Origin of the sequence: Pyrinomonas sp. (genome assembly GCF_040289685.1) — a bacterium.
Lineage (GTDB): Bacteria > Acidobacteriota > Blastocatellia > Pyrinomonadales > Pyrinomonadaceae > Pyrinomonas.
On record NZ_PSLQ01000029.1, the window covers coordinates 25,048 to 39,318 of the forward strand.

Here is a 14,271-nt window from a genome sequence, read left to right on the forward strand (position 1 = left end):
CTCCCGTGCAATCATCCTTGACGACAAGAGGGAACGGTCTTGAGACCGTTCCCTCTTTTAACTTCGCTCTCGAAAACAACTAACCCGCTTAAACAGGGGCGGTGCCCAACAAGAGACTCCCACTGCAACGACTCACGGCCTGCGAGATTCGAGCGATTTAATGCTCTATGCGTGCAACAAAGGCAACACCCCTCATTTCTACGCCTCTCTACGCCTCACGGGTACACGAGAGCGCTCGACCTAAGTTCCGCCTGAGAGTGATTGTCGCTTGTCGCTTTCCGCTGCTGTTCACTCCCGGCTCGGTTCCCTGAATGCGAATCGAGACGTGAGGATCTCAACACGAACGCGATCATCCGCTGCCGCGCGCGTAACCTTTGCGATCCGTTGACGCTGCGCACTGAAAAGCCCTAACGAGAGCATTAACTACGCCAACGGGCCCTTCCATCATTCACTCGATCGGAAAAGATGCGGGACCTCCTTCGAGCTGAAAGCGCATGATCGCCAACAAGCTCAGAGCGTCCGTGATCTCGCCGGCGAACGCCATGCGCAAGGCTTCAGCGAATGGCACGCGCCGCACCTGCAATCGTTCGGTTCCTTCTGGGCGGCTTTCGCCCAAAGAGAGACCCGTCGCAATGAACCAAAGCGCGCGTTCATCCGATACGGAATTCGACAAATGAGCCTCGCCAGCCAAGCGCCACTTCGCTGCTTCGAGCCCCGTCTCTTCTCGCAGCTCGCGCTTTGCGGCCGCGAGCGGGTCTTCTCCGAAAGGACACCCGCCTTCTGGAATCTCCCAAGAGTAGCGACCGAGCGTGTAACGGTATTGTCCGACGAGATAAACGTCTTGGCCATCCACGGGAAGGATGCCGACCGCGATGTTTTTGTACTGCACGACGCCGTATATTCCGGGTCGACCATCGGGGCGCAGAACTTCGTCTTCACGCACCGTAATCCATGGGTTATCGTAGACAAGGCGCGAGCGGAGCGTTCTCCACGGGTTGATCTGCTCCTCTTCATCGGGCAGACGCCAAAGCGCATCACCTTTTTTTTCCATGTCGATGTCGTCAGCTATTGATGTGGCGCGGCGAGGCTTTCCGGGCTGATCTTTTCATCAGGCGCGATCTCAATCGGTTGATGTCGGCTGATGAACCGGACCGCCGAAGACGCGCTCCTGACCGACCGGAATATTGGCTTCGCGCGCGATCTCCAGCAGCGCGAGCGTGACGGCGAGTATCACAGGGCCGAGCACGATCCCCAAAACGCCGAACAGGCTCAGCCCACCGAGCACGGAGAAGAAGACGAACAGTTCGTGCAGGCGCGTCTTTTCGCCAACGAGTTTCGGGCGCAAGAAGTTGTCCACCGTACCGATGACCAAAGCGCCCCAAGCCGTCAGCAAAGCCGCCTTCACCCAGTGTCCCGTGACGGCGAGGAAGACCGCTGCTGGCACCCAGACGATGAAAGCGCCAGCCATTGGGATCATCGAAAGCACGGCCATTACCACTGCCCACACGATCGCCGATGGCAATCCGAGCGCCCAGAAAGCCAGCCCTCCAAGCGCGCCCTGAATGATTCCGATGACCAGCACGCCGTAGAGACAAGCGTTGATCACTTCCCGCGTGCGCTCGAAGATGGCATCCGCTTGCGTGCGATTGAGCGGTAGAAAATCACGCAGCGCGCGTAAGATGCGGTTGCCGTCGCGAAACAAGTAGTACATGGTAAAGACGGTGAAGAAAGTGTCGACGACGATGCCGAAAGCGCCGCCCAAAACGCCGAGCGTGCGACCAGCCAGTGCGCCAGCCGTCGTTTGTATTCGCTCGGTCGAAAGCGCTTGCGCTCTCAGTTGCTCGATATCAACGAAGCGCCCTAGATAACGCAGCATCGGTCCGGTGATGGGCGAGTTCGCATCGAGCAATGACATCGCGTAAGATTGCAAGACCTTGACCGCCCCCGAAAGCTCGTTGAGCACGGCGAAGATAACCAAGGCGAACGGCAGAAGGATCGTTAAAACGACCAACACACAGGAGACGAGCGCGCTCCATGTTGGTCTGCGCGTCGCCGCCACGATGCGTCTGTGCACGGGGTAGAAGAGAATGACCAGCACCGTCGCCCACGCCAGCACGTTGAGCAACGGTTTGAGCATCAGCCAACAAACGTATAGGGCCAAAACAGTAGCGACCAACAGGACGATCCACCGCGCTTTTGAACTCCTGTCGTCCATCCTCTCAAGCCCCCTCCGCGATTTAAATTAACCAATGCCTCATAATCCTAGCATTTGAACCGTCTGTGAGACGATCCCCACGTAACCGCTTCCAATGAGCCGGATCGAAGGAGAACGACGGTCCGTCAGAATCAACCACAAATCGAGCAACTGCGCCTCGTCGCTCAGTCCGTCGTATCCGAACTTCTCGCCTAACCACGGGGAAGTTCCATCTTGGTTAGACGGGTTCTCTCAACGTTGCGAAAGGGTCAACAGGGCAGATATAATTTCGGGAGCACGCATTGGGAGCTGTTCTAAATTTCTTGCGCCTCCGTAGCTCAGCCGGATAGAGCATCTGCCTTCTAAGCAGAGGGTCGCAGGTTCGAGTCCTGCCGGGGGCGCCAACAACAGCAAAGGGCGCCGATGAAAGCCGCTAGTTTTCGCCTCTGATCCGCTATGGAGCCGGTCGTCGTTTGAACCTCGGAGGAGAGCGATCTTTTAATCGCTTCCGAAGCGAATCGGAGCCAAAGCACCGTCAAAGAGTCATCTGCCACAGAAGACAAAATGCGCGTAGATGAAATCTTGCGTCGCTCCCGCAGGCGTCAGATGCTCTTCGCGCAAGCTTTTGACCAGTTTGAATTCTGCTCCGACAACGCGCGCAAGCTCATCCACACCGTATCGCACCACGGGAAGACCGCTGCATTTTGTCGGTCCCGTCTCAGCAAATGTGGCGATGATCAGATGACCGCCCGGTTTGAGCGCGCGGCGCAAGTTGTCGAGGTATTGGCGCCGACGCTCCGGCGAGACGAGGAAGTGAAAGACGGCGCGATCATGCCATAGATCGAAAGCCTGCGCGGGCAAAGATAAAGAGGTGACGTCGCCTGCGATCCACGTGACCTTGGCAGCCTTCTCGCCCAACCGACGCTTGGCCTGATCGAGAGCTGCCGCTGAAAGATCGAGAACGGTGATCCGTTCGTAACCGCGCGCCAATAGATCGTCAACGAGGGTCGAGTTTCCGCCGCCGACATCTATGATCGAAGAATCGCGCGGCAATCCGGCTTCCTCGATCAAACGCAAAGAGCATGTAAGATGAGGCTGCCACCAGCTCAACTCCGCAGGGTCGCGCGTCGCGTAGAAGCGATCCCAATGCTCCGCCATCGTCTTCTCAGACACGCCTCCGTTCAGTTCTTCCCTTCGTTCACTTTGCGCTCCCATGCTGCAAACCCGCCCTCCAAATCGATCAAGTGATCCATACCGCGCGCGCTCAGCAGACCGACGGCCAACGCCGAGCGCGTTCCCGTTTGACAATGGACGAGCAAGGGTTTATCCGTTGGAAGTTCGGCCTCGCCCTTGATTAGTTCGCCGAGCGGGAGGTGGAGGCTTCCGGCGATCTGCCCGCGAGCGCGCTCGTCCTCGCGTCGCACGTCGAGCACGTGCACCTCTCCCTTTTCGATCAATTGCTGCGCGCGATCGGCGCTGAGGCGTTCGATCTTATGCAACCGCCCCCCTCGCGCTTCCCACTCCTCGATTACCTCCGGCGACCAAAACCCGGCGATCTGGTCCAAACCGATCAGACGCAACGCGCGCACGGCTCTTCCCGCCGCATCGTCCCCGATGATCAAACCGATCTTCGCGTCGTAAGGCAGAAGCCAACCGGCCCAGGTAACGAAAGACCCATTGAACGGCAGGTTGATCGTCCCTGGAATGTGTCGGCGCGCGTAATCTTCCGCGCGTCGCGTATCGGCGATGATCCAGCGGCCCAACGCGCCCGACAAACTCTCGAAACCTAGTTTTTCGACCGGCGCAAGCTCCGCGACGGGCGTAGGCCCGCGCTTGTTCACTCGCTTCATCACGGCGAAGTATGGCGGCGAATCGGGTTGCCCATCGAGCACGGCACGCACGAACTCCGCTTCGTCTTCGATTTTGAAGGCCCAATTGAACCGTCGCTCGTATCCGACCGTGCTTTGCGGCATGGCCCCGAGTGCACGTCCGCACGCGCTTCCCGCCCCATGGCCGGGCCAGACTTGCACGTAATCGGGCAAGGAACGGAACTTCGCGAGGGAGCGGAAGAGCTGACGCGCGCCTTCTTCAGCCGCTCCGACGACTCCAGCGGCACGCTCCAGAAGATCCGGACGACCGACGTCGCCAACGAAGACGAAATCGCCCGTGAAGATGCCGACCGGTTCGGAAGCGCGCGCTTCATCCTTCAAGACGAAGGAGAGATGCTCGGGCGTGTGGCCCGGCGTGTGTAAGGCTTCGAAAAGGATCTTTCCAATGCGAAAAGATGCGCCATCCTCTAATAGAGTCGCGCCCTCCTTCTCCGCATATTCGTATTGCCACTCGCGCGGACCAGCGCCCGACAGAAAGAGTTTCGCCCCAGTGCGTTGCGCCAGCTCGCGCGCGCCCGAAACGAAGTCGGCGTGAATATGCGTCTCCGTCACCGCCGCGAGGCGAAAGCCATGGCGCTCGGCCAGTTCCAGATACTGTTCGACGTCACGATTCGGGTCGATGACCACAGCTTCGCCCGTCGCTTGACAAGCAACGAAGTAACTCGCTTGCGCGAGGCGTTCATCATACAGTTGTCTGAAGAACATCTCGATCTCCTTTCCCCATCGCCATTCATGTGGCGAAGACCTTCTATCTTCGGCGCTCGCTACCTGAACAAGACGGCGTAGTTCTCCGCTACGAGCAGCAGCGCCACAGCGAGGACGAAAACGGCGAACGACTTCCGCAACCCACGCGGCGAGATGCGATGAGATAAGGCTGAGCCGATCAACGCGCCGCCAACGGCACACAACGTAACGAGCGCCGTCAAGCGTAGATCAAAGCGCTCGCGCTCGAGGTGCCCGACGAGACCGGCGAAACTGTTGATCGCGATCACCAGCAGCGATGTGCCGATGCTTTCGCGGATCGTCAATCCGGCGAAGAAGATCAACGCCGGGACCACCAGAAAGCCGCCGCCGACGCCTAAAAATCCGGTCAACGCGCCAACCAGCGCCCCGGCAGCGGCGGCCTTGACGGGGTTGAATCGAGGCGGCCCAGCCATCGCCTCCGCGTTCGACTCGCGCGTCAACATCAAAACGGAGACGACCAACATCAACGAAGCAAAGGCAAGGAGCAACGCCGACGGCGAAAGCAGATGCGTCAGACGCGCGCCGATCATCGCCCCGATCGCCCCAAAAACGCCGAAGACCGCCCCGACCTTCAAACTCACTCGCCCGCGCTGCCCGTGCAACGCAGCCCCGACGAGACTAGTCGCGCCGACCACCGCCAGCGACATGCCGACCGCTTGATAAACATCGACGCCTAGAACGTAAACCAGAACGGGCAAGGTGATGATCGATCCGCCACCGCCCAGTAGTCCCAGCGACGCGCCGATCGCTGCGCTCAAAACTAGCCCCAACGTCAGCCTTATCATCTCACCCATTGCCGCTCCGATCCAGCTCGACAAGAGGCTTCCCCGCGCGCTCGATTCCACGGCATGCGCGCAAGCAGCATGGCCATCCCACACGTGTCGGTGATGGCCGAGAAGACCAAACCGGCGCCGATAAAGATCGCTAACCATATGAACGGCTGTGCGACGAACAAGCTCGCCAGCGTGCCGACAAGGACGAGCGCCCCGGCAGCAAAGCGCACCTGCCGTTCGAGCGACCATGGCGCGCCCGCTTCGCTTTCAACGTCGTAACCACGCTCCTGCCAAGAGAGCATGCCGCCCGCAACGCAACGAACGTCGCTGAACCCACGAGCGCGCAGCAGATTCTGCGCTTGGCGCGCGCGCCGTCCCGTGCGACAAATGACGTAGAGCGGGCGCGTTCGGTCGAGTTCCGCACAGCGCTCATCCAGCTCGCGTAAAGGGATGAGGCGCGCGCCGCGAATGTGTGCGGCGGCAAACTCCGCGTATTCACGCACATCAAGCAATTGGCCGTCGCCTCTTTCGAGCGCTTCTTTCAGCTCGCTCACCTGAACATCTTCGTTCATCATCATCGCCTCCTTTCGTGATCTAACTCTCGCCTGTTCTTCTCACACCGTGATAACGTTTATGACTATACAGTTATATTTGAAAGCTGTCAAGTCGTCCGGAAGGCATCTTGCGCTCCGCCGCTCGCTGGCAGTATCATTGATGGTTGCGCATCAGATCGGATTGACAGGCGATGAAAATGGCGAAGAAGACGGTTCTCTCCGACGAGGTTCTCGAAATGGTGGCGGCGCGCTTTCGCTGTCTCGGCGAGCCGACGCGGTTGAAGATCTTGCGCGCGCTGCAAGATGGGAGCGAAAAATCGGTCACCCAACTGGTCACCGAACTCGGCGCGACACAAGCCAACATCAGCAAACACTTGAAGACGCTGGTCGAGGCTGGCATCCTCGCCCGGCGTCCGCAGGGCACGACCGTCTACTACAGGATCGCCGCGCCGGAGATCTTCGAGCTTTGCGAGGTCGTCTGCGATACGCTTGCCGCGCAGCTCTCATCTCAAGCTGCAAGCCTCGGTCTGCGCGTGCTGCGCCGGCGCCGCGCTTGACTGCAAAGTCCTCTCAAGCAGTCTTCGTATGAGCGAAACCGACGTCGGTTGAAGCGCGTGCGCGCTTCGGCGGAACCGAGCGCACTCAGAGCGACAGCGCGAGGAACCGCAGTCAAAGACATCTTGCTCTCTCAAGTTCCGGAGGCTAGATCGCACTTTTGCGTCCGCCTTCGTCGCTCATCCGGCAGCGCGCATCATAACCTCTATTTATCAACCCATTACCGCCGACGTCCCTTGTTGCCAAACCTCACGACTCGATCCTTGACACGAGCGGCGTCGCGCGCATATAACGCTGCTCTTTAAGCGCCGATGGAGGACAATGCTGTAGCTTGCATCCGTCTGCCGACCAAATATCGCCCACGTGCGATCTAGCTCGTTCTTTATTCGAAGAGCGTTGGGCGACGTCGAAGCGGCTAAAAGGTTTCATCGAAAGGATCCAAAGACCGGTTTTCGATCTTCGAACCATGAGAAGAGAGATTCGCGTCATGAAGTTCGGCGGGACTTCCGTCGGCGACGCTCGTTGCATACAGCGTGCGGCGGAGATCATCGCGCGCGCTGCGCAAAAGGCACCTTTGGTTGCCGTCGTTTCAGCGATGGGCGGCGTGACCAACCGCCTGTTCGAAGCGGCGCAAAAAGCAGCCGAGGGAGAAGAACAAGCGGCCATTGAGATGATCGAAGCGCTGCGCCGACAACACGAAGCCGCGCTGCGGACGCTCTCCACAGCTGAAAGCGCGAAAGAAGTCAGGGGCGAGATCGAAAGGATTTGCGCGCAAGTCCTCGATCTATGTCGCGGGACGGCATTGCTGCGCGAACTGACGCTGCGCACCCTAGCGGCGATCTCCGGCGCGGGCGAACGACTGTCGGCGCGATTGATGGCGGCGACTTTGCGCCACATGGGCGTGCGCGCAAAGGCTGTGGACGCGACCGAGCTGATCATCACGGATGATCAGTACGATCAAGCGGAACCTTTGATGGCGGAGACGCGCCGCGCGGCGCGTCAGAAGCTCTTCGCTCTGCTCGATGAGCAGGCGACGCCTGTGGTCACCGGTTTCATCGGCGCGACTGCCGCTGGCGTCACCACCACGCTCGGACGCGGCGGGTCGGACTATTCGGCGACCATTCTCGGCGCAGCGCTCGATGCCGAAGAGATCATCATCTGGACCGATGTCGATGGCGTATTGACCGCCGATCCGCGGCTCGTGCCCGAAGCGCGCACGCTCGATGAGATCTCCTATGCGGAGGCGGCGGAACTAGCCTATTTCGGCGCCAAGGTCCTTCACCCAAAGACGCTGCGACCGATCACCGAGGCGGGCATCACGGTCTGGATTCGCAACAGTTTCGCCCCCGAGAGAGCTGGCACCAAGATCACGCCCAACGGGCACCCAACGCGCAGCGGCGTCAAAGCGATCACGGCGATCGGCGACGTCAGTTTGATCACGGTCGGCGGACGCGGCATCGTCGGCCTGCCCGAAGCCATCGCGAAGACGTTTGCGGCGACGGCCAGCGTGCGCGCCAACATCCTGTTGATTTCCCAAGCCTCCTCACAAAATGACATCTGTTTTGTCGTTCCAACCAAAGACGCGGCGAAAACGCTCGAAGCGCTTCGGCGCACGCTCGCGCCTGACATCAAGCACCATCAGATCGAACACATCACGGCGGATCACGACGTCGCCATCGTAGCCGTCGTCGGCGAGGGCATGCGCGGTGCGGTCGGCGTCGCCGGAAGGATCTTCAGCGCGCTTGGCAGAGACGGGATCAACATCATCGCCATTGCGCAAGGCTCTTCGGAGTACAATATCTCTTTCGTCGTCGAGGCCGGAGCGATGAAACAAGCCGTGGCGACGATTCACAAAGAGTTCGGCCTTGAACGCGCCGCAGAGCAGAGCGCGCCTGAATTGCAAGTCGAAAGCGCTTGATGCCAATCCGGTGATGAGGGGCGAACAAAGATGCGTCGAACCACACTGCGCCGCTCGGTACGGGCTGGACGAGCCGCTGCTCGTCTGCTCGCGATGCGGCGGCCTGTTGGAGATAAAGACGCAACCGGCTCGTGACTCGTCCGATCTTCGCGCGCTTTGGCAGCGACGGCGCGCCTCGTCGCAAGCGCGCGACCGCAGCGGCGTATGGCGCTTTCGCGAGCTTCTGCCCTTTGATGAAGGGGTCTTTGCGGTCACCCTTTTCGAGGGCAACACGCCGCTTTACGAAGCTCCCCGTTCGGCCAGCTATTGCGGATTGGACCGGCTGTTGCTGAAACATCAGGGCTGCAATCCAACCGGTTCGTTCAAAGACACGGGCATGACGGTGGCCGTTACGCAAGCCGTCCGCTTGGGCGCGCAGACGGTGGTTTGCGCCAGCACGGGCAACACGGCGGCCAGCCTCGCGGCGTACGCCGCGCGCGCTGACCTTCGGTGTGCGATCCTCGTTCCGCGCGGGCAGATCAGCCATGCGAAGTTGGTTCAGAGTTTGGATTACGGCGCGACCGTGCTGGAGATCGAAGGCGATTTCGACCGGTGCATGAGTTTGATCCGCGAACTATCCGAAGAACCGTCCATCTACGTCGTCAATTCGATCAACCCGTTCCGGTTGGAAGGACAGAAGACGACCGCGTTCGAACTGCTCGAACAGTTGGCGTGGGAAGTGCCAGATCATGTGATCGTGCCTGGCGGCAACTTAGGCAACGTATCGGCTCTCGGCAAAGGTTTCCTTGAGATGCTCGAACTCGGCTTGATTGAACGGCTACCTCGCGTGAGCGTCGCGCAAGCAGAGGGAGCCGCGCCGCTCGTCCGTTTCTTGTCGGCGTCGCCGCAACCATCATCGCTCGCTCCGATCTCGCATCCAGCGACGCTCGCCACAGCGATCAAGATCGGTGCGCCCGTCTCATGGAAGAAAGCGGCGCGCGTCGTGCAACGGACTGGCGGACGAGCAGTCGCCGTTAGCGAGTTGGAGATCGCCGAAGCCAAGGCGGTCGTCGGGCGCGACGGCATCGGCTGCGAACCGGCTTCGGCGGCGGCGGTGGCCGGCATCAAGAAGCTGGTCGCTCAAGGACTCGTTTCGCCAGATGAGCGCGTGGTCGCTGTATTGACAGGTCACGTGCTGAAAGATGCCGATTACGCGATGCGTTATCACACGGGAAGGCTCTTCGAGGCTTCTTCCGGGCGCTACCGCAACGCGCCGCAGCGCGTCGAAGCCCGCGCTGAGACCATTCTCACGCTGCTCTCAAATCGCAACCGAAGTTGGACATGAATCGAGCGATGAGTACGGGGAAAAGCTCGCCTTTGCGCGACACGCAAATATCTTTCATTGGGTGCGGCGTCATGGCCGAAGCCATGATCGCTGGCCTTCTTCGCCGCGAACTAGTCTCGCCCGAGCAGATCCTCGGCAGCCACCCGCGCCAAACGCGGCGCGAAGAACTGGCGGCCAAGTATGGCATTCGGGTCTTCGAGAGCAACCGCGAAGCAGCGGCTTTCGACCGCCCTTCAGCGAGCGAAGCGCGCCATTCGATCGTCGTTCTGGCCGTCAAACCGCAAAAGCTCAAGACCATTCTCGAAGAGCTGCGTGGCTGGTTGCACGAAGAGCAACTCGTGCTTTCGATCATCGCCGGGGCACGCATCGAGACGATCGCGCGCGAGTTGCTCCATCCGGCAGTGGTGCGCACCATGCCGAACACGCCAGCGCAGATCGGGCAGGGGATGACCGTATGGACCGCCACTTCGCAAGTTACCGCGGCGCAACGCGACCAAGTGCGCACGCTGCTTGGAGCGCTCGGCAAAGAGATGTACGTCGAGGAAGAGCGGATGATCGACATGGCAACGGCGTTGAGCGCAACGGGGCCGACGTATGTCTTCCTCGTCATGGAAGCGCTGATCGATGCTGGCGTCCATTTGGGCTTCTCACGCCGCATGGCTCAAGAACTGGTGTTACAAACAATGCTCGGCAGCGTCCTTTTCGCTCAAGAATCACACAAGCACCCGGCGGAACTGCGCAATATGGTCACCTCGCCCGGCGGGACCTCTGCCGAAGCGATCTATCAAATGGAAAAAGGCAGTCTGCGCACCGTCCTCTCCAAAGCCGTGTGGGCGGCCTATCAACGCGCCGTCGCGCTCGGTCGCGCCGAGAAGAGAGCGCGCGCCAATGAGGCGGACGAAGCTTGAACGCAACCGCCTCGCTCGCGCTACAATCGCTGGGCGAGTTGATCCGGCGCCTCATCGTGCAGCAAGATCAGCGCCACCGTTTTCCGTTGACTGAGAGGTTTTCAAGCGCGCGTGGAAGCTGAGATCAACATCACCGAGACGATCGATCCGGGGATTGATGGTCGAGCAAAAGTCGAGGTTCGCGTGCCGGCCTCGACCTCGAATCTCGGATCAGGCTTCGACTGTTGCGGACTAGCGCTCGATCTTTATCTTCAAGCCAGAGCAACGACTGTGGAAAGCGCGCCTCGCTTGCGCATCAAAGGCGAAGGTGCAACGCTTCGCGTCGAGGAGAACTTGATCCAAAGAGCGATGCGCTTTGTTGCCGAACGTCGAGGATGGGAACTGCCGCCCGTTCGCCTCGCCGTGCGCAGCCAGATACCGCTTGCGAGCGGTTTGGGGAGCAGCGGAGCGGCCATCGTCGCTGGCATTGCGCTCGGCGCTGCGATTTGCCGGAAACCGCTTTCCACCGCGGACTTTTTGCGTTATGCGACCGAGTTGGAGGGGCACGCCGATAACGTCGCCGCCGCCCTGTTGGGCGGATGGGTGGTCCACTGCATAAATCCCGATGGGAGCGTCCTCGCCGTTAAGCGCCCGTGGCCTTCGACGCTGAAGATCATCGTCGTGACGCCCGACGTGCCGCTCGAAACAAAGCGCGCGCGCGCAGCACTGCCCGATCGTGTTGACCGCGCTGATGCCGTCTTCAACATGCAGCGCGTCGCCCTTCTCTGCGCTGCGGTCGAAAGCGGCGAACACCATCTCCTTTGGGAAGCGATGCGCGATCGGCTGCATCAGCCTTACCGACGGAATCTCGTGCCCGGTCTCGATGAAGCGCTCGACGTGCCGCGCGTCGAGGGACTCCTTGGCGTTGCACTGAGCGGCGCCGGCCCGAGCGTGATTGCGCTGACCGATGGGCGCGAACAAGAGATCGCTGAATTGATCGCGCTTCCCTTCCGTCGGCGTGGGATAAAGACTGCCGTTCGCTTTCCGTGCGTCGACGTGCAAGGGTTGGTGGTGAGGAGATTGGACCGAAAAGCGCGCGACTCGTCTTCTCTCGCCGATTGAAAGAGCAAAATCGAGCTTGTCTCGATTGAACGGCTCTCGCGTCAAGTTGACGCCCTACAATCGCGGGGTTTCCTTGTTGCGACCATGAGCTGCGCGTCGCATATGCCGTCAAGTCGCTTCCGCGGCGTTCGGCAACTGCCTGAAGGCGGGAACTCTTGCGGCGCGATTTGAGCTTCGACGGCGGAATTCAGCTCCTGCCAAAGGCCAGCGCGCAGCAAACTCCTTCGTAAAAGGGCAAGCTCAATCCGGTCCGGCCAAGCTTGCCCCTTGCGACAAACTTTAGAGGTTTAGGTCACGCCTATCGCGCGCGAAGCTCTGCGGGCAATTGCTTATCCACGCGCGGGCGCTGCGGCAAGTCGGCCAATGCCCAAGCCGTCATGAAAATGGTTCGCGCGACGCGCTCCATCTTCTGGTAGTCTATCTTGTCGGGCGAATCCGACGGACGGTGATAATCTTCGTGCACGCCGTTGAAATAGAAGATGATCGGGATCCCTTTTTGCGCGTAGTTGTAATGATCGCTGCGGAAGAAGAAGCGATTAGGGTCCTTCGGATCATCGTACTTGTAGTTGAGCGCGAGATTGAGGTACGCGCCATTGACGCGCTCGCTTAAGTCGCCGAGTTCTGTGCTCATCATGCGCGAACCGATGATGTAGATCTCGTTTGGGCCGGAAAGATCATGATTTTCTGGCTTCGCGTCCCCATCTCGTTTGCTCCGTCCGATCATGTCGACGTTCAGTTGCGCGATGATCTGACCGAGCGGCACGGTCGGATGCTCCGTGAAGTAACGCGATCCCCACAATCCCTTCTCTTCTCCGGCATGCCAGACGAAGAGCAACGAGCGCTTGGGTCGAACGCTGCTGCGTGCAGCGGCCTCGGCCATTGCGAGCAGCGCGGTCGTTCCCGATCCATCGTCGTCCGCTCCGTTGTAGATGCGATCCCCTTTATCGTCCGGCAAACCTACTCCGACGTGATCGTAGTGCGCGCCCAAAGCGACGTATTCGTTCTTTAGCACTGGATCGCTTCCTTCGACCATGCCGATGACGTTCTGCGTATAGATCGTCTCAGACGCAGCCTTGACGCTCACTGTCAAGGTCTTGTCAGGCGACAGCGCGAACGCTTCGCCCGCCTCACCCGAGATGGCGCGGGCGAAAAGGTCTGCCGCGCTCAGCTTCTCCCCGCGAAACAGCGCGTTCAACAAAGAGAGTGACGCGGTGATCGTCGGAAGTTGATTCGCTTCCGTGGATTGAAAACTTTCGACAAAGGTGATGCCGCGTTCAACGGCGCTCTGCTGTCGCCTGTTCCACGTAGCCAGAGCTTGGAAGTTAGGGATGATGACGATGCCGCGCGCGCCGTTTTTCCGACCGTAGCTGTCCGGGCTTTCCCAATCTTGTCCCGATCTACCTTCGGCCACGTCGCGGAAGGTCACGCCTTTCGGAAGACCGCCAGTGACGATCATGATCTTGTCGCGCACATCGACGCCCGCATAAGCGTTGATGTTCTTCGCCGGGAAGACCCAACCGTGACCGACATAGACGAGATTGCCGCTTGCCTGGCCGGAGAAGTTTCCGGCCAAGAAATCCTCGCCATAGCGGAACTCTTGACCGTTCAGCGTGACGCGCGTCTGCGCCGGATCGACGCGGACGCGACGTAGCGCAATGCGCTGGAAATAGGTCCCGTTTTCGCCCGCTGGTTTGACGCCAGCGCGCGCAAGCTGCAACGCGATGAACTTGGCCGTCGTGTCCAGACCGCGCGATGGAGTGTCGCGCCCTTCCATCTCGTCGGAAGCGATGAAATGAAGGTATTCGCTCAGTTGCGCCGCCGTGATCTGCTCGGCGGCGCGCATAGCTGCCGCAGGCAACGGCGAGGCGGTGGCGCGCGCCTTAACCCTGGATTGCCCCTCTGCGATAGGCGTCGCCCCCACCGTCAGCAACAACGCCAAAAGAAACAGCCGCTTCGATGAAGCCGTCCGAGATGCTCTTCTTTTATGCATTCGATTCTTCTCGCTCTCCTTGATCAACGCTCGATGATGAAGCGCCTCGTTTGATGCCGATTCGCGCCGCAACGGTTTGGTCGCTGCGAACGGAATTTCGCCGCAAACACAGCGCTCTGCCGTTATACGCAGCCCGCCGCGAGAAAGTTTTTCTGCGACCTTGAGAACAAGCGTTTAGGCTTCGCCCGAACGAACCGCTTCGCACGCGATCTTTGGAAAATCTTCTGAACGAACGATTGACCTTTTGCTGAACGAGCGGCAGCGAGGTTTAGAAAAACGGGGGAGCGCGAGTGGGCTGTAATCCCCCTCAATTCATTGAGG

The 14,271-nt window shown here is 60.0% G+C and carries 12 protein-coding genes and 1 tRNA gene; 6 read left to right on the top strand and 7 right to left on the bottom strand.

What is annotated here, in order from left to right:
• Positions 1 to 448: 448 nt before the first annotated feature.
• Positions 449 to 1,051, bottom strand: coding sequence for an NUDIX domain-containing protein (locus C4334_RS08025; protein ID WP_352431564.1), 603 nt, complete (start codon positions 1,049 to 1,051; stop codon positions 449 to 451).
• Positions 1,052 to 1,120: 69 nt separating this feature from the next.
• Positions 1,121 to 2,215, bottom strand: a complete 1,095-nt coding sequence (locus C4334_RS08030) for an AI-2E family transporter (protein ID WP_352431565.1) — start codon at positions 2,213 to 2,215, stop codon at positions 1,121 to 1,123.
• A gap of 306 nt (positions 2,216 to 2,521) precedes the next feature.
• Between C4334_RS08030 and C4334_RS08035 the strand changes: the two genes are divergently transcribed.
• A tRNA-Arg gene (locus tag C4334_RS08035) sits at positions 2,522 to 2,598 on the top strand.
• A gap of 139 nt (positions 2,599 to 2,737) precedes the next feature.
• Here the strand turns inward: C4334_RS08035 and C4334_RS08040 are convergent.
• From C4334_RS08040 to C4334_RS08055, 4 genes are read right to left on the bottom strand one after another with little or no spacing between them, the layout of a single operon-like run.
• Positions 2,738 to 3,352 carry a class I SAM-dependent methyltransferase gene (locus tag C4334_RS08040; protein WP_352431566.1) on the bottom strand — a complete coding sequence of 205 codons (615 nt, stop codon included), beginning with the start codon at positions 3,350 to 3,352 and terminating at the stop codon, positions 2,738 to 2,740.
• A 23-nt stretch (positions 3,353 to 3,375) separates the two neighbouring features.
• A complete protein-coding gene (locus C4334_RS08045) occupies positions 3,376 to 4,788 on the bottom strand; it encodes a rhodanese-like domain-containing protein (RefSeq protein ID WP_352431567.1) in 1,413 nt (470 codons plus the stop codon).
• A 59-nt stretch (positions 4,789 to 4,847) separates the two neighbouring features.
• Entirely contained in the window at positions 4,848 to 5,621 is a 774-nt protein-coding gene (locus C4334_RS08050) for a sulfite exporter TauE/SafE family protein (RefSeq protein WP_352431568.1), read from the bottom strand.
• Complete coding sequence (locus C4334_RS08055) at positions 5,609 to 6,178, bottom strand: rhodanese-like domain-containing protein (RefSeq protein ID WP_352431569.1); 570 nt, start codon at positions 6,176 to 6,178, stop codon at positions 5,609 to 5,611. Before C4334_RS08055 ends, C4334_RS08050 begins: the two co-directional genes overlap by 13 nt.
• A gap of 173 nt (positions 6,179 to 6,351) precedes the next feature.
• Here C4334_RS08055 and C4334_RS08060 point away from each other — a divergent pair, with 173 nt between their 5' ends.
• From C4334_RS08060 to thrB, 5 genes are all read left to right on the top strand, one after another.
• Entirely contained in the window at positions 6,352 to 6,711 is a 360-nt protein-coding gene (locus tag C4334_RS08060; protein WP_352431570.1) for an ArsR/SmtB family transcription factor, read from the top strand.
• 464 nt (positions 6,712 to 7,175) lie between these two features.
• Positions 7,176 to 8,627: an aspartate kinase gene (locus C4334_RS08065; protein ID WP_352431571.1), complete on the top strand. Its 1,452-nt coding sequence runs from the start codon at positions 7,176 to 7,178 to the stop codon at positions 8,625 to 8,627.
• 13 nt (positions 8,628 to 8,640) lie between these two features.
• Complete coding sequence (gene thrC, locus C4334_RS08070) at positions 8,641 to 9,951, top strand: threonine synthase (protein WP_352431577.1); 1,311 nt, start codon at positions 8,641 to 8,643, stop codon at positions 9,949 to 9,951.
• 8 nt (positions 9,952 to 9,959) lie between these two features.
• Positions 9,960 to 10,859, top strand: coding sequence for a pyrroline-5-carboxylate reductase (gene proC, locus C4334_RS08075; protein ID WP_352431572.1), 900 nt, complete (start codon positions 9,960 to 9,962; stop codon positions 10,857 to 10,859).
• A gap of 111 nt (positions 10,860 to 10,970) precedes the next feature.
• Positions 10,971 to 11,960, top strand: a complete 990-nt coding sequence (gene thrB / locus C4334_RS08080; RefSeq protein ID WP_352431573.1) for a homoserine kinase — start codon at positions 10,971 to 10,973, stop codon at positions 11,958 to 11,960.
• A gap of 298 nt (positions 11,961 to 12,258) precedes the next feature.
• Here thrB and C4334_RS08085 read toward each other — a convergent pair whose 3' ends face one another.
• Positions 12,259 to 13,950: a M20/M25/M40 family metallo-hydrolase gene (locus tag C4334_RS08085; protein WP_352431574.1), complete on the bottom strand. Its 1,692-nt coding sequence runs from the start codon at positions 13,948 to 13,950 to the stop codon at positions 12,259 to 12,261.
• Between the last annotated feature and the right edge of the window lie 321 nt (positions 13,951 to 14,271).